The organism is Rheinheimera faecalis (genome assembly GCF_021290965.1).
Classification (GTDB): domain Bacteria; phylum Pseudomonadota; class Gammaproteobacteria; order Enterobacterales; family Alteromonadaceae; genus Pararheinheimera; species Pararheinheimera faecalis.
This window is the reverse complement of record NZ_JAJOYT010000006.1, coordinates 176,798-197,322: the sequence shown is the minus strand read 5'-3', so window position 1 is coordinate 197,322 and position 20,525 is coordinate 176,798. Positions and strand designations below refer to the sequence as shown.

General features: G+C 46.8%; 17 protein-coding genes and 5 tRNA genes. 9 read left to right on the top strand and 13 right to left on the bottom strand.

The window, feature by feature from the left end; all coding sequences use genetic code 11:
* Positions 1-29: 29 nt before the first annotated feature.
* From LSG34_RS12940 to LSG34_RS12930, 3 genes are read right to left on the bottom strand one after another with little or no spacing between them, the layout of a single operon-like run.
* Entirely contained in the window at positions 30-989 is a 960-nt protein-coding gene (locus LSG34_RS12940; protein ID WP_233009515.1) for a DUF4097 family beta strand repeat-containing protein, read from the bottom strand.
* 11 nt (positions 990-1,000) lie between these two features.
* Positions 1,001-1,519 carry a hypothetical protein gene (locus LSG34_RS12935; protein WP_233009514.1) on the bottom strand — a complete coding sequence of 173 codons (519 nt, stop codon included), beginning with the start codon at positions 1,517-1,519 and terminating at the stop codon, positions 1,001-1,003.
* On the bottom strand, positions 1,509-2,060 hold the full coding sequence (locus tag LSG34_RS12930) for an RNA polymerase sigma factor (protein WP_233009513.1): 552 nt from the start codon (positions 2,058-2,060) through the stop codon (positions 1,509-1,511). Before LSG34_RS12930 ends, LSG34_RS12935 begins: the two co-directional genes overlap by 11 nt.
* Before the next feature lie 211 nt (positions 2,061-2,271).
* On the opposite strand from LSG34_RS12930, the gene LSG34_RS12925 reads away from it, so the two are divergent.
* From LSG34_RS12925 to LSG34_RS12905, 5 genes are all read left to right on the top strand, one after another.
* On the top strand, positions 2,272-4,005 hold the full coding sequence (locus LSG34_RS12925) for an esterase/lipase family protein (RefSeq protein ID WP_233009512.1): 1,734 nt from the start codon (positions 2,272-2,274) through the stop codon (positions 4,003-4,005).
* 38 nt (positions 4,006-4,043) lie between these two features.
* A complete protein-coding gene (gene yegD / locus LSG34_RS12920; protein ID WP_233009511.1) occupies positions 4,044-5,348 on the top strand; it encodes a molecular chaperone in 1,305 nt (434 codons plus the stop codon).
* 165 nt (positions 5,349-5,513) lie between these two features.
* Positions 5,514-6,977: a DEAD/DEAH box helicase gene (locus tag LSG34_RS12915; RefSeq protein ID WP_233009510.1), complete on the top strand. Its 1,464-nt coding sequence runs from the start codon at positions 5,514-5,516 to the stop codon at positions 6,975-6,977.
* Between the two features lie 23 nt (positions 6,978-7,000).
* Complete coding sequence (locus tag LSG34_RS12910; RefSeq protein WP_233009509.1) at positions 7,001-7,687, top strand: pseudouridine synthase; 687 nt, start codon at positions 7,001-7,003, stop codon at positions 7,685-7,687.
* Between the two features lie 70 nt (positions 7,688-7,757).
* Positions 7,758-8,171 carry a hypothetical protein gene (locus tag LSG34_RS12905; protein WP_233009508.1) on the top strand — a complete coding sequence of 138 codons (414 nt, stop codon included), beginning with the start codon at positions 7,758-7,760 and terminating at the stop codon, positions 8,169-8,171.
* 16 nt (positions 8,172-8,187) lie between these two features.
* On the opposite strand, the gene LSG34_RS12900 is transcribed toward LSG34_RS12905, so the two are convergent.
* Both LSG34_RS12900 and LSG34_RS12895 read right to left on the bottom strand, forming a co-directional pair.
* Positions 8,188-9,768, bottom strand: coding sequence for an ATP-binding cassette domain-containing protein (locus LSG34_RS12900; RefSeq protein WP_233009507.1), 1,581 nt, complete (start codon positions 9,766-9,768; stop codon positions 8,188-8,190).
* A 197-nt stretch (positions 9,769-9,965) separates the two neighbouring features.
* Entirely contained in the window at positions 9,966-11,150 is a 1,185-nt protein-coding gene (locus LSG34_RS12895; RefSeq protein ID WP_233009506.1) for an MFS transporter, read from the bottom strand.
* A 168-nt stretch (positions 11,151-11,318) separates the two neighbouring features.
* Here LSG34_RS12895 and LSG34_RS12890 point away from each other — a divergent pair, with 168 nt between their 5' ends.
* Positions 11,319-13,190, top strand: a complete 1,872-nt coding sequence (locus tag LSG34_RS12890) for a DUF885 domain-containing protein (protein ID WP_233009505.1) — start codon at positions 11,319-11,321, stop codon at positions 13,188-13,190.
* 57 nt (positions 13,191-13,247) lie between these two features.
* Here the strand turns inward: LSG34_RS12890 and LSG34_RS12885 are convergent, their stop codons facing one another.
* Positions 13,248-14,561 (bottom strand): hemolysin family protein, encoded by a 1,314-nt coding sequence (locus tag LSG34_RS12885; protein WP_233009504.1) that lies wholly within the window; start codon positions 14,559-14,561, stop codon positions 13,248-13,250.
* A 150-nt stretch (positions 14,562-14,711) separates the two neighbouring features.
* Between LSG34_RS12885 and LSG34_RS12880 the strand changes: the two genes are divergently transcribed.
* Together LSG34_RS12880 and LSG34_RS12875 are read left to right on the top strand one after the other, a co-directional pair.
* Positions 14,712-15,497, top strand: a complete 786-nt coding sequence (locus LSG34_RS12880) for a CLCA_X family protein (protein WP_233009503.1) — start codon at positions 14,712-14,714, stop codon at positions 15,495-15,497.
* 93 nt (positions 15,498-15,590) lie between these two features.
* Positions 15,591-15,848: a hypothetical protein gene (locus LSG34_RS12875; RefSeq protein ID WP_233009502.1), complete on the top strand. Its 258-nt coding sequence runs from the start codon at positions 15,591-15,593 to the stop codon at positions 15,846-15,848.
* A 115-nt stretch (positions 15,849-15,963) separates the two neighbouring features.
* Here LSG34_RS12875 and LSG34_RS12870 read toward each other — a convergent pair whose 3' ends face one another.
* Positions 15,964-16,689 (bottom strand): Crp/Fnr family transcriptional regulator, encoded by a 726-nt coding sequence (locus LSG34_RS12870; protein WP_233009501.1) that lies wholly within the window; start codon positions 16,687-16,689, stop codon positions 15,964-15,966.
* A gap of 578 nt (positions 16,690-17,267) precedes the next feature.
* On the opposite strand from LSG34_RS12870, the gene LSG34_RS12865 reads away from it, so the two are divergent.
* Positions 17,268-17,963 (top strand): 2OG-Fe(II) oxygenase, encoded by a 696-nt coding sequence (locus LSG34_RS12865; RefSeq protein ID WP_233009500.1) that lies wholly within the window; start codon positions 17,268-17,270, stop codon positions 17,961-17,963.
* Between the two features lie 532 nt (positions 17,964-18,495).
* On the opposite strand, the gene LSG34_RS12860 is transcribed toward LSG34_RS12865, so the two are convergent.
* From LSG34_RS12860 to LSG34_RS12835, 6 genes are all read right to left on the bottom strand, one after another.
* Positions 18,496-18,585: transfer RNA gene (locus LSG34_RS12860), tRNA-Ser, on the bottom strand.
* Between the two features lie 115 nt (positions 18,586-18,700).
* Positions 18,701-19,759 carry a quinolinate synthase NadA gene (nadA, locus tag LSG34_RS12855; RefSeq protein WP_233009499.1) on the bottom strand — a complete coding sequence of 353 codons (1,059 nt, stop codon included), beginning with the start codon at positions 19,757-19,759 and terminating at the stop codon, positions 18,701-18,703.
* Between the two features lie 78 nt (positions 19,760-19,837).
* Positions 19,838-19,913: transfer RNA gene (locus tag LSG34_RS12850), tRNA-Lys, on the bottom strand.
* Between the two features lie 21 nt (positions 19,914-19,934).
* Positions 19,935-20,010 (bottom strand) — tRNA-Lys (locus tag LSG34_RS12845).
* 17 nt (positions 20,011-20,027) lie between these two features.
* A tRNA-Lys gene (locus LSG34_RS12840) sits at positions 20,028-20,103 on the bottom strand.
* A gap of 27 nt (positions 20,104-20,130) precedes the next feature.
* Positions 20,131-20,206: transfer RNA gene (locus tag LSG34_RS12835), tRNA-Lys, on the bottom strand.
* Between the last annotated feature and the right edge of the window lie 319 nt (positions 20,207-20,525).

The following is a 20,525-nucleotide window of genomic DNA, read 5'->3' as shown; positions in this document are numbered from 1 at the left end:
CAGGAACAAGACCTGCTGCCACTATGGGATTAGTATGTCTCCAGTTTTAAGCCACCGCTGACTGTATTCATCTGAATACTGCCTTCGCCCTGGCCAGTGCTGAATTCGAGACTACGGCGTGGGCCATATTTAGCTTTTTCAGCTTTGTGACTGGTCAGCTCATTTCTGATAGAACCGCCAGCATTAGCCACCAGATTAAACTTAGCGTTAATGCCCTTCTCCAGTTTCAGTTTGGCATTACCACTGACAGTACTAGCCTCCACTCTTGGCGTAGTGCTGCCCTTGAGTTCTGCATCTAAAGAACCATTCACCGAACTCATGTTGAGTTGCTGTACATTGGTTAATGCCAAATCAGCTTCACCATTGACCACAGAGACAGAAACTTCAGAAGCCGAAGACTTAGTTTCAATGCTGCCATTCACAGCATCAATGCTCAGGCGACCTTGTGAGCCACTGTCTTCTATTTCGCCATTGACCGTATTCAGGCTGATACGACCGTTATTGTTCACGCTGGTAATTTCACCATTGACGGTTTCCAGCTGAATAAATTTCTCCAGCTTTTCGCCATACACTGACCCATTGACAGTGCTGATTTTGCTACTGCCCTGAACTCCTGTGACACGGATATTGGCATTCACCCCCTGAAACTCAACTTCAGCGCCTTTCGGCACTTCAATTTTTAAACGGGAGCCTTCCTTTTCCTGATCGTCCCAATCGCCGTAGTTACGCATACTGGGCATCTTCACTTTGAAGCTGGTAAAGCCATTTTTGGACTCAAGCTCATAGCCATCAGCTTTTTCATCTAAAGTTCCGGAGACTTTAAAAAGACTGGCTGAAGTTGCGACTATCTCCACTTCACCACGCATGCTTTCAATATAAATTTTTTCGTTATTGGCCACTTTCAAATTTTCATTTACAGATTCAGCTGCCCATAAAGGCTGGCTGAATACAGATAAAGCCAGACCTAAAATCAGTTGTTGTCTCATCATGTTACTCCAGATTAAACCAGGCCCGACTGGACCACTTTTTGTAAATAATTCTGCTGCTGGCTATACAATTGACGTAATTGTTTTAGCAACACTGCTTCATTTGGATTGTATTTCAAAGCCAGTTGTACTTGCCCTATCGCCTGCTGCCACTGAGCCAATTGCTGCTGCCAGTCCGCGTAGGCTGGATTAACGACCTTCATACTGGCCAGTTGCTCTGCTTTAGCCTGTTCAAAGCTGTACACTATGGCAGTTTCGGCGTCCACCAGTTGCGGGTTAAATACAACAGTTTGCACCGGTGTAGCGGGTTGCCAGAATAAAGTGACAGCCAATAACACCGATGCTGCGCTCGCTACATAAGCACTGGCAAAAGGCACTGACAACCATCGGCTGGTTTTAAACTGCACCACTTCAGCGGTAACACTTTGGCGGTCAGTTAAACGCTGCTCCAACTCTGGCCATAAATCGCGGGACGGCTTTAACTCATTTGAAAGTCCGACGATCAAGGCATCTAATTCATGTTCAGTTTTCATCTAACCACTCCCGTAATAACTGCCGAGCTCTGTGATATTGCGATTTCGAACTGCCTTCGGCTATGCCAAGCAACTCTGCAATTTCCTGATGTTGATAGCCTTCTAAAGCAAACAACACAAACACGGCTCTTGCCTGATGGGGCAAGCGTAAAATCAACTGCTCTAATTCCCGGCTCTGACCTAATTCCTCTCCTGCGATTTCAGGCATCTCTTCTGTCGCCAGCCGTAGCAACTTATCCTGACGCCATAAGTCTATGGCAGTGCGGGTTGCAATGCTGTGCAGCCAGGTACTGAAACTGCTGTCACCCCGAAATAAAGTTAATTGCTGCCAGACTTTAACAAAGACTTCCTGACAGGCATCTTCTGCTTTACTGCGATCAGCCAGCAAACGTACGCACACCGCATAAACCCGGCCAGAATGCTGCTGATACAATTGCCTGAACGCCGCACGATCGCCTCTTTGTGACAAAGACACCAGATCATCCATGGGGCGCACGCTTTGTTCTGGCGGGCTTTGTGCCGGAAAGTCAGACCTTAACATTCCATTCCTGTTGTTTTATTGCTGTTGTTATCTGGTTAGTCGCACGCACAGCTGCAAAAGGTTTAAATGCGAAAATAAATATTTTCGAACCCAGAAGAATAATGACCCATACTATAGCTGAGTGACTGATTTTTAATATAAATTTTGTTTGGTGTCCGATAGCAAAATCTGACAGACTGAGGCTGTATTTAGTGTTCAACAGGAGCTACAGGTGCAAACACGGCTTAAAACTATCAGCTTGTTTTTGCTCTGCCTGTTTCTGCTTGGCGGCTGTACCAGTCCGCATTTTTTAAAACTGTTGCCATCCACCAAAAGAGCACTGGAAGCGAACCAGCTGTTTAGTTACCAATATGCCCGTATGCAACAGATGGACGCCGCTGAACTGGCGCTGTATTGCCCTGATTTATTGAACTTACCGGATGAAACTGCCAATAAAAGCCTGTTACAACTCAGTTGCGCGCAGTTTTGGCTATCGTCGTCCCACTTAACCAACATAGAGCTGCAACAAGCCACCAGGTTATACAATCAAAGTCTGACTCACTTTTTGCAGTTGATGTTACCTAAACAAAAATACCGTCACCCTGCGCTTCGTATCGTACTGGAGCCACCGCTGGATGAAACTGGTTTACCTTTTGAAAACTTTGTACTGGCCAGTGATTTTCAGGCCATTAAAAGTCATCACCAACAAATAAAAGGAACTGGTTTAGGCGTCAGTCTGGTGGCTGCCCGGGAAAACACCGGCACAGGCTGGGATAAAAACTATCCACCAGAGGGTATTTTCCGCTCTGTCACTGTTAGCCTTAAAGAGCTGAAGTTTAACAAAGACCTGCAAATTCAGCTGACCTTGCAGGGGCATATGATGCAAGAGGCGGCAGAGCTGAAATTTTCTTCCGCTTCTTACCCTCTTCTATTTGACGCGGCCAGCAGCTATTTATGGCTGATGCAGCAGGCTAAGCTGGCAGATTTAGAGCTGCCAGGCTTATTTAATGCGGAGCTGGCTGACAATAAGTTAGGCATTTACAGCGTCACGCCACTGCAAAAAAATAAACAACCGCTGTTAATGATCCATGGTTTAAATTCCAGCCCTTTGATCTGGTATGAACTCACCATGGCGGTATTACAGGATGAAGAGCTCAAGCAGCGTTATCAAATTTGGCATGCTTTTTACCCATCCGGCCCTCCGCCTTTTTACAACTCAATGCGTTTGCGAAAAAAACTGGATGAGTTGCATCATATGCTCAAAGCCGAAGGCGGCTCCGGCGTGTTGGATCAGATGCTGGTGGTTGGCCATAGTATGGGCGGTATTATCAGTAAAACTCTGGTCCAGAATACCGACTATCTGCTGTGGGATATCAGTTTTACAGAGCGCCCGGAGCAGATAGGTTATGCGCAAAAAGAACTGGATAAAATCCAGGATATTTTTATATTTAAGGCCAGACCCTATATCGACAAGGTGGTGTTTATGGATACACCCCATGGCGGCTCAGAATCCTCAGAATCAATTCTGGCTAAAGTAGCCAGCTGGTTTATTAACCTGCCAAAAAACTTCACGCTGATCCTGAGCAACTTTATTTTGAAACTGGGGCCGGACAAGGTCACTTTGCCTATGCGGGAATACTTAAGTGGCGGTGGCCCACATTCAGTCCAGGTGCTATCACCTCGTCATCCGCTGTTGCAGGGCTTAAATAAGCTTGAATACCAACGACCTGTGTATTCTATAGTAGGTAGCGATGGCGCTTTATCCTGCAAGGACGAAAAAAGCTGCAGTCAAATCAGTGATGGTGTAGTGCCCTTCTTCAGCGCGCATCAGGCCAAAGCTGTGCAAGAAATTATCGTGCCTTCAAGCCACAACTCCTACCAATCCCCTCATGCCATCGCATTTTTGCAACAGGTACTACGGCAACCCGCAGGCGAGGCCAAAATCGTGGGCAAAGCAATCGAATAAGGCTATACTCGCCGCCCTTTTTTCTGACAGGTGATCTTATGTCTGCTCCTTATCTTGCTGTTGATTTTGGTACATCCAACTGTGCCGCTGGTTTTATGCTGGAACAACAGCCGCATTTATTAGCTTTGGAGCAGGATGGCAGCCGTTATTTAAGCTCGGCTTTGTATATAGAACGTCAGCGTGATCCGGAAGACGAAGATGCTTACCTGTCAGCTAGTCTGACCCGTTTATTAGCGCAAAATAGCACTGTGCTGGTCGGTAAAGCCGCCCACGAACGCTACAGCATGGATCCCTTAGGTGGTGTGTTTATCCGCTCGCCTAAATCGATGTTGGGCAGCCGTTTAACACCGGCACAAACTGAAATTTATACTCAAGTAGCCACTTTATTGTTAGGCCGGATTAAACAAGGTGCAGAGCAAAAATTAGGTCATCAGGTTGAACGGGTATTGATTGGCCGCCCAATCCATTTTCAGGGCATAGATTTAGCCTTGGGCGATGAACGGGCTTTGGCAATTTTAAATCAGGCCGCAAGCAGAGTTGGTTTTAAAGAAGTGGATTTTGCTTATGAGCCGGTCGCAGCAGCTATTGAGTACGAAAGGCATTTAACTCAGGAGCAACTGGTGCTGGTGGTGGATATTGGTGGTGGTACCAGCGATATCAGCCTGATCCGTTTGGGGCCAGAGCATAGTCAGAAGTTTGATCGCAGCAGCGATTTACTAGGCCACAGCGGTAAACGTATTGGTGGTGTGGATATGGATATCAAACTGACCATTTACGGCTTGATGAAACTCTTTGGCCGCCAGAGCCTGGCGCTGGATGGTAAACCTTTGCCTGGCGCACTGTTTAGCGATGCAGTAAATATTATCGATATTCATGCACAGGAGCGGTTTTACGCAGAAAAAACCTATGATGAACTGCTGGATTTAAAAGATTTGGCGGCTGAACCGCTACTTCTAAACCGCTTTGTGCAGGTGTATCAGCAGCATCTAAGTTATTACCTGAATCAAAAAGCTGAGCAAGCCAAAATCGGCCTGACCGAACATGCAGCTGTGGATGTATTGCTGGACCGTATTGACCAAAATTTGGTGCAAAATCTGTCGCAACAGCAACTGATGGATGCTTTGTATCAGGAGTTATCCGGTATCAGTAAGCTAATTCAACAGTGTTTACAAAGCGCTGGCGTTAAACCAGACAGTATTTTTGTTACAGGTGGTGCTTCTGCTGTACCAGGCGTACAACAGATGCTGCAACAGTTATTGCCTGATGTACCTGTGATCCGTGGTGATCAGTTTGGCTCTGTGGCTATGGGCTTAAGTAAACTGGCATCTCTACGATTTGGTTAAGGGCGATTTGGCTAATAGCGTGACTAAATCCCCTTTAATTCCACTCAATTCACTAAACTGAACAAAAAACCAACAATAGCGCTGGTCGCACCGGCGCTTTCCCGTTACAATGCGCGGCTTTTTGCGTGGGCCAATTGGGGTTCGCGCTTTTATTTGAGAAATTTAATGTCATTTTCTGCTTTGGGTTTAAACCCAGCTTTGGTTGAGGCCGTACATCAGGCCGGTTATACCCAACCTACCCCTATTCAACAACAGGCCATCCCTGCTGTGTTACAGCGCCGTGATCTGTTGGCTGCCGCTCAAACCGGCACAGGCAAAACTGCCAGCTTTGTCTTACCTATATTACAAATTTTATCAGCACAACCAATCCAGAAACCTCGTCCGGTCAAAGCGCTGATTTTAACGCCGACCCGTGAACTGGCGGCGCAGATTGAAGAACAAATTCAGAAATACGGTAAAGAGTTAAGCCCAAAACTAAAACACCATGTCGTCTTTGGTGGCGTCAGCATAAACCCACAAATGATGGCTTTACGTGGTGGTGTGGATATTTTAACCGCCACTCCTGGCCGTTTATTGGATCTGTTAAGCCAAAACGCGTTAAAGCTGGACCAGGTGCAAATGCTGGTGCTGGATGAAGCCGACCGTATGCTGGATATGGGCTTTATCCGCGATTTGAAAAAAATTCTGGCCTTGCTGCCAAAAGTACGTCAAAACCTGTTGTTTTCAGCCACTTTCAGTAATGAAATTAAAGGCTTAACTCAGGGCCTGCTGCAAAACCCGCTGATGATCCAGGTCACACCGGAAAATACTACTGTTGAAAAAATTGAGCAGCAGGTGTACTTGCTGGGTAAAGGCCAGAAAACTGCGGCTTTATGTCAGTTAATCACTGAAAACAAATGGCAACAGGTGCTGGTATTTATGCCAACCAAACACGAAGCCAACCGTTTAAGCGAACAGCTGACCTTTGCTGGTATTCCATCTGCAGCTTTGCATGGCAATAAAAGCCAGAACGCCCGCACTAAAGCTTTGGCTGACTTTAAAGCCAACGAGCTACAAGTGTTAGTAGCGACTGACGTTGCAGCCCGTGGTATCGATATTTCTCAGCTGCCTTATGTAGTGAACTTTGCATTGCCACGTTCACCTGCAGATTACGTGCACCGTATAGGTCGTACCGGCCGTGCCGGTAAATCTGGTTTAGCTGTCTCATTTGTCGCACCTGATGAAGTTCCACAGTTAAGACAAGTTGAGCGTTTGATTGGTATTAAACTGCCAAGCCAGAGCATGAATCCGGATCCGTTGCCGGATGCAGTGACTGCTATTGCCAAAGCACCACGCCCTCCTCGTCCTGTGCGTAAGCCACAAGGTGAAAGCGCGAACAGCAATAAAGCACGAGCCAATGGCGGACAAAAACCAGCCTCAGGTCAAAAGCCTGGTCAAGGTCAGAGCCAAGGTCAAGGTCAAAAAACAGCGCAAGCCCCAAAGCCTCCACGCCGCTTTGAAGCACCAAAAACACCTGGTATTCAGACACAAGCTGCCGGTCATATGGCCACACCTGCGGCTGAACATAACAACGGCAACGGTCAACGTCGTCGTTTTAAGCCAAAGCCTAAAGCCACTACAGCGGCTTAAGCTTTATATCAGGTAAAAGGCGGATGAAAATTCGTTTAGCCAAATACCTGGCCGACCATGGCCTTTGTTCAAGACGAGCCGCATCGAGGCTGATTGACGAAGGCCGGGTTTTGGTAAATCACCGCCCTGCCAATCATATTGACCATGTCGATGCTGACGACCTTATTCTGGTCGATGAGCAACCTTTTGCTGCCATCACTGAAAAACATTATCTGCTGTATCACAAGCCTGTCGGAATAGACTGCAACCTCAATCCTGAAAAAGCCGACAGCCTGTACCATCTGCTGCAACAATTCCCTATGCGGCTGTTTCCGGTTGGACGACTGGATAAAGATTCCTGTGGTTTAGTGCTGCTAACCAATGACGGCGAACTGGCACAACGTCTATTGCACCCTGATTTTTACCATGAGAAGACTTATCAGGTGACAGTGGATAAAGCTCTGACAATCCAGGCTTTAGAGCAACTGGCATCCGGTGTGAGTTGGACAGTGGGCCCTCACAGCTATCAATCCCGTCCTTGTCAGGTGACCCAACTTAGCTCCGATCGTTTTGAAATTGTGCTGACCCAGGGCTTAAACCGGCAAATCCGCTATATGTGCCGCACTCAAGGTTTTAAAGTGCTGCAACTCAAACGTATTCAACTGGCAGAGTTTAACCTCGCCGATTTAGCTGAAGGTTGTTTTCAAACCGTCAGCCTGAGTGCTGACTAAAGCGGGTTATCAAATTGCGTTTTGTGTTGTAGAGTAAGTCATTGAAAAAATGACTTAAAAAGGAGACAAAATGAAGAACTTAGTACTCTGGATCTTTACTGCTTTCTGCTGCGTTGCTTTACCCTCAATAGCCTCGGAGCCTGCATCACTGCAAGGCAGCTGGACACTCAAATCTGCAGTTTACACCAAGGCCGATGGCACTGTGATCAAAGTGTCAGGCGAGGATCTGAAATCGGTCAAAGTCTTGTCCAAAAGCTATTTCAGTTTTGTCACAGTGAATAAAGACGGCAGTTTCAGCAGCGCCTTAACAGGCACTTACCAGTTGAAAGGCAATGACTATCACGAAACTCCACAAACAGGTTCAGTCGCCAGCATGCTAAATAAAACCTATGAATTTAAAGCCAAAGTCGAAGGCGACCTCTGGCATCACAGTGGAATGGAAGATGGAATGAAAATTGAAGAGGTCTGGCAAAGACTAGATTAGCCTGGGTAAGACTGGATTAATCCAGTCTTACCAAAGCAGAGAAATCAAGCTGCTGCCACTGTGCATCTTGATGAGTCACCAACATAAAACCCGCCGGATAACTCTGTAAAAAGCGTTGCAGCATAGCCAACGCCTGAAAATCCAGATGATTGTCCGGCTCGTCCAACAGCAAAAAAGGCGCATAAGGCTGCAATGCCAAAATCAGTAACAACAACTTCACCCGCTCTCCGCCGCTGAGCTGCTGTGTGGGTAACGTCAGGCGCTGTGCACCAAGGCCTATACCAGACAAAGAGGTTCGGATCTGCGACTCCTGCTGCGACATAGTAAGCGCTCTGATGGCCTCTACAGCGCCTGAGAAATTATCCAGTAAAGATAAATGCTGATCCAGATACCATAACCGTTGTTTTACCTGCACCAAACCCTGTGTTGGCTGAATAAAACCCGCCAGTATTTTAAGTAAGGTCGACTTGCCACTGCCATTGCTTCCTGTGACAACACAGCGCTGCTGCACATCAAGCTGGAAAGATAAAGGCACTTTTGAGCCATAAGGTAAAACCAGACCGTCACAATAGAGCACAGGACCACTACAAACTTTTACCGCGGCAACAGAAGGTAGTTTTGGTAAGTCACGGTAATCCAGTTGTCGTTGCAGCTGTTGGCGCCTGGCACTTAGCTCCTGCTGCTGAGCCTGCACCTGAAGCTGCAAACGACCGTGACTTTGTTCAGCAAGCTGAGCTTTTCTGCCCAGTAAAATCGGTGCCTGATTGGCATGGGCTTTATTCTTTTTGGCCTGCTGATGTTTTTGCTGTTGCTGTTCAAGCAATAGCTGTTGCTGTTGTCGCTGACGGCTTTGTTGTTTTTTTAGCTTGTCATTTTGCTGTTGCAACTGCTGCTGTTGCCTCTGGCTCTGCTGCAAAAAGTTCTGGTAGTTGCCCTGATATTTCTCCAACCCTAAAGGCGATAACTGGTAAATACAATCTACAATCGACAACAAGTCCACATCATGGCTCACTAACAAATATCCAGCCTGGTGCTGCTGTAGTTGCTGCTGAAGCCATAAACGAGCTTGTTGATCCAGATGATTTGATACTTCATCCAGCAGCAAAAACTGCTCTGTTGCAAAAGCCTTTGCCAGCCGCAGTTTCATCAACTGGCCCCCGCTTAAAGCCTTGAGTGGTAACGCAGGATCGGCAGGTAAGTTTAGCTCTGACAACCACTGCCTAACCTCTGCTTTAGCTAACCAGCGATCGCCAATGCAATCAAAATCGGTTTGGTCCAGACCGCCAGCCTCTACTCGCTCTAAAGCGTCAAACAAAGCATCTAACCCCAGATAACAGCTGATGCTTTGGTTAAGATCCGGCTCCTGTTGTGATAAGTAATAAAAAGGCTGTTGCCAAAGCAGTTCACCGCTGTAAGCCAAGCCAGTTTCCTGCCCTGCTAAACAACGTAAAAATAAGGATTTACCACAGCCATTTAACCCGACTAATGCCTGAGCTTTATTCTGAAGCTGCAGATCAATAGCTGGATGTAATAACTCAAGACCCTGATGGGTCCATTGGAATTGGCGACATAACAACACAGTAGATAATTCAGACATACAGACTCCTGAAATACAGGAAGGCTGTGTTCACAGACAAAAGAAAAAAGCGATAAATACCTGTTAAACAACAGCTATCCTGAAGATTTGTAAAATAACGGCTACAAATTTTCGGGAATTCAGTTGTTCATTTCAGCAGTACTCGAAGTGGAAGTGACGTTATGCTAACAAGCAAAACAAAGTGGAAGCAAGTTATTTCACGGCGCTTTTGATGCACTGTGTTTTAGCCACAGACTTAAAACTAAGGTCAGCGTAAACATCAGCAAGGAGCCGACCACTACCCCATTCCAGCCCCAATGCTGCCAGAATGGCGATAAATACAAACCACCAGAACTCGCACCCAGATAATAAAACACCAGATACAAAGCGCTGGCACTGGCTTTGGCTTTAACCGCCTGCTGATTAACCCAACTACTGGCCAGCGAATGGCAAAGGAAAAAGCCAAAGGCACTGATAAAAAAACCAAATACAATCAAAGGCAAAGCATTAAAAGCCGTCAGCACTGTGCCCAGCATCATAATGGCTATCCCCAGCGCCATGCCCAAAGCAGGATGAATTCGCTGCCCCACCTTGCCGGACAAAGCAGAACCTACAGTGCCGGTTAAATAAGTAATAAATAACAAACCTATCCAACCACTTGATAACAAATAAGGGGTATCAGACAAGCGGAAAGCGACAAAAGTGTACTGATTTAAAAAGATAAAAAAGTTAAGGCCGCCAATCAGATAGGTCAGCAACAAGGTTTTCTGGCGTAAATGAAACCAGTTATCCGACATGGCTTGTTTTAGCTGAAACGGCTGCTTTTGAAAATAACTGGATTTAGGCAGATAACGCCAGACCAGATAAGTGCAAAGCGCACTACCCAGCCCCATAGGCCAGAACACCCATTGCCAATGATTCATTTCAGCAAACCAGCCTGACAATAAACGCCCACTGATGCCGCCCAACGAATTGGCACTGATGTAATAGCCGACAGCTACCACCATGGCCGTTTTACTGAACTCTTCGCCCATATAAGCGATGGCAATAGCGGGTAGTCCACCTAAACAAAAGCCCTGCAAAGCCCGCAGCACTAAAAGTGAGTGATAGGATTCGACCTGAGTCAGCGCCAGCGTGCTCAGCGCCATACCGCCCAGACTCCAGAGCAATAAAGTACGGCGCCCATAAGAATCCGACAAGGCGCCATACACCAGTAAAGACAAGCCTAGAGCCAGCGTGCCTATGGCATAACTCCAGCTGGTTTGTAGTGGTGTTAGCTGAAATTCACGGCTTAACAGCGGCAATAAAGGTTGCAACATATGCAGGTTGGCAAACACAAATACAGCAGCCAGACAAAGCGCAAAACTGGCAGCGTAAAAAGCAGGTGTGTTTTTTTCAATCATAGTGTTCGTCAACAACATGGAGCCAGAGAAACGACTCACCAAAGATGGCTAAGTATACCGCGAATAAGCCAATTTTTACTTTGTTTTACCGCAAATGCCTGCTGCACTGACACAAATCAAAGCGTAAGATAAGCCCCACTCTACGCACTCAAACCATAAGGAAAAACTATGCGTCTCTCTTTTCTGGCTCTGACCATCAGCGGCCTGTTATTGACCGGCTGTAACGATGCCCCAAAATCAGTTGAATCAACCACAACAACCACACCAGTCGCAGCTGTTTCCCCTGCCGCTCAAACCGCAGAACAGCTGTATCAGCAGGCCACCCAAATACTGTTTCAGGCTCGAGCCTTAAATGCCTCAGCTTTGGGTTTATCTGAAGAGGTGGTAGGTAAAGCTTTTAATACAGAGCTGGAAAACTACAGCGCTGAAGCCGAAAGCCAACTTCGCAAAAATCTGACAGCTATTGCGACCCAACTTGCAGCCCTGCCTGTGCCAGCAGATGCTGTGGATGCGGAAAACCAGGCTGTGATGCTGAACATTATGCAGTACTACGCGGGCAGCAAAGAGTTTCCGCAAGGTTATATAGACTCCTGGATGGGACACTCGGCTTTTGTCGTCAATCAGATCAATGGACCCACCATAGATATGGCTGGCGCTTTGCAGAATTCGCATCCAATCAGCAATGAGCAGGACGCAAAAAACTACTTAAGCCGGCTGGAGAAATTTGGCGCTGCGTTAAAAGCTGTTGAACAGCGTTTTGTCTCTGACGCTGCGACTGGCTGGATAGCCCCTAAAGTACTACTGGAGAAATCACTCGCCATTTTAGATGGTTATGCCAGTGGTGAAGTGACAGAGCATGTGCTGTACAAAGATTTTGCGAAAAAACTGGATGGCCTGAAAGACTTAACGCCAGAAGCAAAACAGCAGTATCTGACCTCAGCTGCACTTTTAGTACAAAAACAGGTGCAGACGGGTTATCAGCAACTGGCAACTGCAGTGCGGGCAGAACTGCCCAAAGCCAGAATAGAGTCAGGCATTTGGGCACAGCCTGGTGGTGATAAGTTTTATGCCTATTCAGTAAAACAACTGGGCGATACCGACCTGACGCCAGAGCAAATTCACCAGATAGGTTTGGATGAAGTGGCCCGTATCAGTCAGGAAATGGACAGTATCTTAAAGTCTGAGGGTTATAAAGACGGCACTGTCGGCGCTCGTATGACGGCGCTAAATGGCGAAGCAAGGTTTTTATATGAAGACTCAGACGCAGGTCGTCAGCAAGTACTGGATGACTTAAATAAATACATAGCTGAAATTAATCTGCGTATGCCAGAGCTTTTTGCCACTAAACCGCCTTATCCGGTGGAAGTGCGCCGTATTCCGGTAGAAATTCAGGACAGCGCTGCTGGAGGCCAATACAGCTCGCCAGCCATTGATGGCAGCAAGCCCGGTATTTACTGGATTAACCTGCGCGATATTAAAGCCAACGCCAAATTTGATTTAAAAACTCTGACCTACCATGAAGCCAACCCGGGCCATCACTGGCAAGTGGCTTTGAATTTGGCTCAGGAACATTTGCCTCTGCTGCGCCGTGTTGCGCCATACAACAGCTATGTCGAAGGCTGGGCTTTGTATTCAGAGCTGGTTGCTAAAGAAATGGGCATGTACAAAGACGATCCTTTTGGTGATTTAGGCCGCCTGAAAGCGGAGTTATTCCGCTCTGTACGTTTGGTGGTCGACACTGGCATGCATGCGAAAAAATGGACTCGTGAACAAGCCATAGCTTATATGGCAGAAACCACTGGCACCACAGAATCTGATGTAGTGTCTGAAATCGAACGTTATATGGCATGGCCTGGTCAGGCTTTGGGCTACAAGCTGGGTATGTTGAAGATTGTGGAATTGCGCGCTTATGCTAAAGAGCAGCTAGGCGACAAGTTTGATATCAAGGCCTTCCACGATTTAGTGCTGCTAGGTGGCGCCGTTCCTATGTCGGTGCTCGATACGAAAGTGAAAAACTGGGTAGAAAGCCAAAAGGCATAAAACTGCGTTGGGGCAGAAGTTAGATTCTGCCCCAAACTTCTTTGTTTTTTTAAGCCTTTAACCGCCAGCCTGCTCACCTTGTTCTGCCACTTTGACTTTAGTCACTAACAACTGGTCAATTTTGTAGCTGTCGATATCGACCACTTCAAACTTGTAACCCTGAAAAATGACAAAGTCAGTGCGTTTAGGGATCTTACGCAGCATATACATCATAAAACCTGCAATGGTTTCGTAATTCTCGTCGTCCGGAAAACTGTCGATATCAAAGACCCGCATCACATCATCCAACGGTGTTAAACCTTCCACCAGCCAGGACGCTTCATCACGCTGTACTATTTGCTCTTCGTCCGAATTGACCAGCTCACCCATCACAATGCTCATCACATCTTTCAGAGTGACCATACCTACGGTTAAAGCGTATTCGTTCAGCACTACAGCAAAGTCGATACCACTGGCCTTAAACTGCGCTAACACTTCGTACAAAGACAAAGAATCAGGCACAATCAAAGGGGTGTGGATCATGCCTTCTTTAAGTAAGTTAATTGGCTGTTGATGCAACACCTGCATCAAAATATCGCGACTGTCGACATAACCCACCACTTTATCCAGACTGTCATCGCAGACAATAAATTTGGCGTGTGGATGTTCGGCGATTTTGTTTTTAATGCTCTCGGCTGTTTCTTTTAAATTAAAGTAAATTAAGCTTTCGCGCGCTGTCATGGCTGAAGTCACAGTGCGGGAGTCCATATCAAATACGTTCTCCAGCAAAGTGCGTTCCTGCTGTTGTAAGACACCAGCCTGAGCACCTTCATCCATCATGGCCACTATATCTTCAGGTGTAATTTGATCGATACGCTGCATAGGTACGTTAAAGAGTTTGAACACCAGATTTGCCAGGCTATTAAAAAACCAGACCAGAGGTTTAAAAATAACCAGCATCAGCAACACAAGGTTCACCACAGAAATCGCGACTTTTTCCGGCGATAACATCGCAAGGCGTTTTGGCATTAAATCGGCAAACAAAATAAACAAAGCGGTGACAAAAAACACCGACAAACCAAAGGCGATGCCTTCGTTAGCCGGGTTTTCAAAAATTAAATTCAGCAAGCTCAGAATATAAGGCGTAAAAGCAGCTTCACCTAAAATACCACCTAAGATAGCCACAGCATTTAAGCCAATCTGGGCTATGGTGAAAAAACTACCGGGGTTAGACTGCAGCTGTAACACCAAGGCTGCGCGCGGTTCACCGTCTGACGCCAGTTGTTTTAAGCGAATTTTGCGTGAAGCAGCTAAGGCTATTTCAGACATGGAAAAGAAGGCACTGGCACTGATCAGCAGCAACATAATCAGTAAATTTTCTAGCAGGGACATAAAATCACTCTTTGTTTCAACTGGCTTTGCATAAGTGAAAAGCCATCAGGTTTTAATGAAAATCACTATACCGCTTGTCAGTATACGACTTAAACTGTGTTTTCCCAGCATAAGCGCTTAAAAAATGTTTAAATTTGAACCAGTTACCCTATGGCTGATTTAATACCCCGCATACAGCAAGCCTATTTTCGTAACGGTCCGGAACACAGATCCGGCGCCGACGTCAGCTTTTTGGATATAGTAAAAATTTTTGGTTTCCAAAGTATTAAAATTGGCCGCTGGGTCACAGCTGCCGAGCAACAACTAGCGGCTAACCTGTTTTTTGACGCTTTATCTGATCTGATGCTGCTGTTACAGGTGCCAGAACAAGTGATTTCACTGAACCAAAGCCTGAGCCTGAATTTTGGTATAGGTGGACAACAAGGCAGCTGTGCTTTTTATCAACCTCAAGGGCGTTTACTGGCTCTGGCCAAAAATGCCGGCGGTGGCAGCCTGGCGCATGAGTGGTTTCACGCCTTTGATCATTATATTTGCAGCAAGTTGTTTACCGATGAGCTTCCTGCTTCCGCTTTTGCCAGTTCCAGCTGGCTGAACAATGCGGCGGTTTCCCCTCACCCACTGAATCAGTATTTGGATCAAAGCTTTGCGGCGCTGTTTTTATCCGTCAGTGGATCTGAACCCAATAACTACGTCAAAACTTCTGCCGCCTTTGATCAAAGCCATGGCATTTATTATTACGCCAAGCCGGAAGAGCTGGCCGCACGGGCTTTTGAACATATGCTGCAACAACAACGGCTTAAAAACAGCTTTTTAGTCAACGGTACCTTAAAAAGCAAAGCAGCTAAAGCGGGTTTATACCCGGACTCCACTTTATCCGCAGTTCTCGCCCAACACTGGCTTAGCTATTTTTCGTTGCTCGGCCGCGCTTTGCGTTAAGTTATCTTGTCTGCCCACGCCATGGCACAAATATTGAATTATGTTCTGCAGATACAGGCCTACCGACGGTATTTTGACCAAAGGAGCGTAACGATGAACACAACATGGCGCACAGAGCAATTAGGACGTTTGAATCAGACGATGACAGCCATAGAGATATTGGCAGAACATCCTGATTTAACTGTAATTTATCAAGGTAAAGCCTGGAGCTATCGTGATTTACTTGAACTCTCGGTCAGAATATTCAGGCTAGCCAGACAAGAAGGTTATGATGTACAGGCCTTTGAAGTCTGGTTTGCCAAAGATGCTGAGCTATTTGCACATTATGGTCTGGAGTGGCGGGTAGGCTGAACCTACTTTGTGCATAGCACTAGTAACAAGGGATCAGTACGGGCGTCCTTCCCCTACTATATGACCCCCTTCGTTCTGTCCCAGACTTTTTGCATCCATGACAAAGTGGGCCAGATTAACTGTTTATTCTGTTGATCCAGGGCAGTAATCGCTCTGATTCTTTTCGCACTACGGCATAACATTCACAACTTAAGGTCTCAAGCTGAGTGCGGTGGATCACCTGAATACGGCCACGGTGATATTCAATCACCCCCATGCGCTGTAAACGGCCTGCCGCTTCTGTTACGCCTTCACGACGTACACCCAACATATTAGCGATCAGTTCCTGCGTGATCACCAGCTCGTTACCTTCCCGCCGGTCGAGAGTGACTAACAACCAACGGCAGAGTCGCTGCTCAATAGAATGATGACGGTTGCACGCTGCAGTTTGAGCCATTTGAGTGATGAGTGCCTGGGTGTAACGCAGCACTGTGTGCAATAAAGCCCCATGACGATTAAATTCATCTTTTAAGCGCTGACCTAACAGGCGATAGGCGTAACCCGAACGTTGCACTAAGGCTTTGCTGTTGGTACTACCTCCGCCCATAAAGAGTGAAATTCCTATCAAACCTTCATTACCCACCACTGAAATTTCAGCGCAAGCTCCACATTCTGTTACATGCATTAATGACACAACAGAATCGGTAGGGAAGTAAACATAACGCAGCGTATCACCGGATTCATATAAGACCTTACCTGATGGTAATTCGATTAAATCCATATGGGGATACAAACGTTCTTGCACGTCAATAGGAAAGGTGGCCAGCATTTGATTTTGCTGCAGGCCTTTTAAATGAGGCATCTGAAACTCCATATATAGGGTTCCGCTCAACACCCTATTAGCTGCAGCATGAACTATTCCTGCCTCGGAGCTGGTGGGCATTGAACATAGGACTAAATTCAAATGACATTAATCTGGGTTTACAGATTTACGTCTTTGTCATTCCTGAGTTTTATTCTTTCTGTAACCCATGTGTCTCCAAGTTAAGGCTACAGACCAGAACAAAGCGGATTCTTTGCCGTGGAGTTTATTTTTCAGTATCGTCGACCAAGGAAAACTCTGGACAGATGGCACTGCGCCGTTTTACGGCATAACAATTAAATGTCTGCTTATAATCTCAATTACGTACCTACAATCGCGCTTGTCCCCTTAACAGCTGCTGAATACTGTTTCTCAGGCCCTGACATGTGAGACTGAAAGAGAATTGAAGTAGTTGCACGTTGTCGGGTTGCCGGGCTGGCATCTGAGCGATATGGATAGCAGCAAAAAGCCTATTCGTTAGTGCTCTACTTTCTCCTCACTGAAGTCATATAAACGGCTTAAAATATTGTATCATCAGCGCGATAAGACATTAGCTAACTCGACAAGTGGTCCTCTTCATGTGGCTGAATGAACAGCAAATTACCGCTTCTGCAATCCGCGCCTATCGAAAGGCTTTATTGAACTCAAGCCCTCACCATATCGTTATTGATGGTTTATTTGACCAGAGCAAACTCGATGAAGTCAGCCATGTTTTACAGCAAGAACAGCAGTGGAAAACGCAAAAGCACAGCTACTCTGCTTTGTATGTGAATGATACACAATGGCAAAACACTCCTGACACTGAACGTTTTGTGCAGCGGGATCGTTGGGATCGAACCGTGAATGGTGCTGAGAATACTCCTTCTGCTATTGCTTTGGAGTTTTTGCAGTTTTTACGAAGCAGCGAATTTATGTCGTTGTTATCTAAAATTTTTAGTGTGCAAATCACGGACATCAATGTGGCTAAGCCAGAAATTAACACCAATTATTTTCGCTTAAGTACCAGCGATTTTGTCAATCAACACGCGGATGACTCACCAGGCAGAGAGGTCTGTATGCTGCTCTATCTGAATAAAGACTGGCAGCACGATAACGGCGGCGAACTGGTGTTTATGGGTAAGGACAATAAACCTGTGACTATCGCGCCTTCATACAACCGCTGTGTGTTGTTTGATCCGTCATCACAAGGCTCTGAGCACTGGGTCAAGGCTGTAACGAGTGAAGCAGCCACTGCGTATCGCTACAACGTAACCAGTTGGTATTGGTCGGAGTGATGGGTTTAGCAAAACAGGGAGCGAACGAAACTGGCTCAGAGAGAGGGATTGCCGGCACCATCCATGGTGCTGGCCCTGCGGGCCGCGCTAAAGCGCGTCCCGGTTTGCTCCCGGCGAACTTGTCGAACTAAGGGTTCGAACCACATCCTCGCTCTCCGATTTAAATGAAAAAGGCCCGGACTTTCGTTCGTGACAGCAGCACCTCGGGATTATTCCGGGCATCCTGCCCTCCCCCCCTTTGGGGCCGCGCTAAAGCGTGTTCCGGTTTGCTCCCGGCAAACCGGTCGAACTAAGGGTTCGAACCAAATCCTCGTTCTCCGGTTTAAATGAAAAAGCCCCGGACTTTCGTTCGTGACAGCAGCACCTCGGGATTATTCCGGGCATCCTGCCCTCCCCCCCTTTGGGGCCGCGCTAAAGCGCGTTCCGGTTTGCTCCCGGCAAACCGGTCGAACTAAGGGTTCGAACCAAATCCTCGCTCTCCGGTTTAAATGAAAAAGCCCCGGACTTTCGTCCGGGGCTTTTTCATTTAATCTGGCGGAGAGAGAGGGATTCGAACCCTCGTTAGGGGTTAACCTAAACACACTTTCCAGGCGTGCGCCTTCAGCCACTCAGCCATCTCTCCGAGGCTTGCTACAGCAAGCGCGGCTATCCTATTGAAAATCACCGCGCCGTGCAACAGTTAAATACAAAGCCTTGTTCTTTTGCTGGAATTTTCAGCAACTATAACCAACAAAGACTTATGCGTTGCCTTTTACTGGCATTTGTGCTGATTTTGCGAAGTTCAGCATTCTGTCCAGCGGGATTAACGCCTGTTCGCGTAAATCAGCATCGACGAATATCTCGTGACCTTCAGACTGCAGTAAAGCGTCCTCAATCGCCTTCAGACCGTTCATCGCCATCCAAGGGCAATGAGCGCAGCTGCGGCACGTTGCGCCGTTACCGCCCGTTGGAGCTTCGATAAAGGTCTTATCTGGCATAGCCTGCTGCATCTTGTAAAAAATGCCGCGGTCTGTGGCTACGATAAAGGTGTCGTTAGGCATCGTCTGACTAGCTTTGATTAACTGACTAGTCGAACCTACCGCATCGGCTAAATCCACCACATTAGCTGGCGATTCAGGATGAACCAGTACAGCAGCGTTTGGATATTGCTTTTTAAGCTCAACCAGCGCTTTGGCTTTAAACTCATCATGCACAATACAAGCGCCCTGCCATAACAGCATGTCGGCTCCTGTTTGTTTTTGCACATAAGCGCCCAGGTGACGATCGGGGCCCCACAGAATTTTTTTGCCTTCGCTGTCTAAGTGCTCTACCACATCCAGAGCGATAGAAGACGTAACCACCCAATCAGCGCGGGCTTTTACAGCAGCAGAGGTATTGGCATACACCACAACAACACGATCAGGGTGTTCGTCGCAGAACGCGCTGAATGCATCAGCAGGGCAACCTAAGTCCAGTGAGCAAGTCGCTTCAAGAGTTGGCATTAATACCGTTTTTTCCGGGTTCAGAATTTTGGCGGTTTCGCCCATAAACTTCACACCGGCCACTATTAAGGTTTTCGCTGAATGCTTATTGCCAAAACGTGCCATCTCCAGCGAGTCAGAAACACAACCGCCTGTCTCTTCAGCCAAAGCCTGAATTTCAGGGTCTGTGTAATAGTGCGCAACCAATACAGCATCACGTTGCTGTAATAAAAGCTTGATACGTTCTTTGTAGGCAGCTTTTTGATCCGCATTTAACGGCAAAGGTTTTTTCGGGAATACAAAGTCAAGTTCGTTGAAGTGCAGTGCTTGATCCATAACGGCCACCCGGTTTTAAAAAGTGCGGCATTATACACAAAAAGCTTAGCTTAAAACACAAAGAAGGCGATGATTGCATGGTGGGTCATGATGGATTCGAACCATCGACCAACGGATTAAAAGTCCGCTGCTCTACCAGCTGAGCTAATGACCCATGCAAGGAGAATCGAGAAAGTGGTGGGTCATGATGAATTCGAATCATCGACCAACGGATTAAAAGTCCGCTGCTCTACCAGCTGAGCTAATGACCCAAACAGGCGTATCGAAGTGGTGGGTCATGATGAATTCGAATCATCGACCAACGGATTAAAAGTCCGCTGCTCTACCAGCTGAGCTAATGACCCAGTTCGATACAAAAGTTTGCGCGGGAGTGGTGGGTCATGATGAATTCGAATCATCGACCAACGGATTAAAAGTCCGCTGCTCTACCAGCTGAGCTAATGACCCCTGCCGCGGACGCATATCTTACTTATTTAAATTTCCAGTGCAACCAAAAATTACCAGAAATGCCATTTTCTTTGTTCAACTGCTTAAAATGCCAGCATAAAACGAGAGGCTGCGGCGAAAATAAAAACAACAGTGTTTTTTATGTACAGCAAAAGAGTCTTCATTCGATAACAGTAGCAACAGCCAGTTTCCCTGAGTAGCCCTAACGCCTGCTTATTTTTTTACAAAGTCCGGACATCATAAGTCACTTTTTCAACCTGATTTATTCGCTGTAAATAAAAAACCCCGGCATATACCAGGGCTTTTATTCAGCACAACA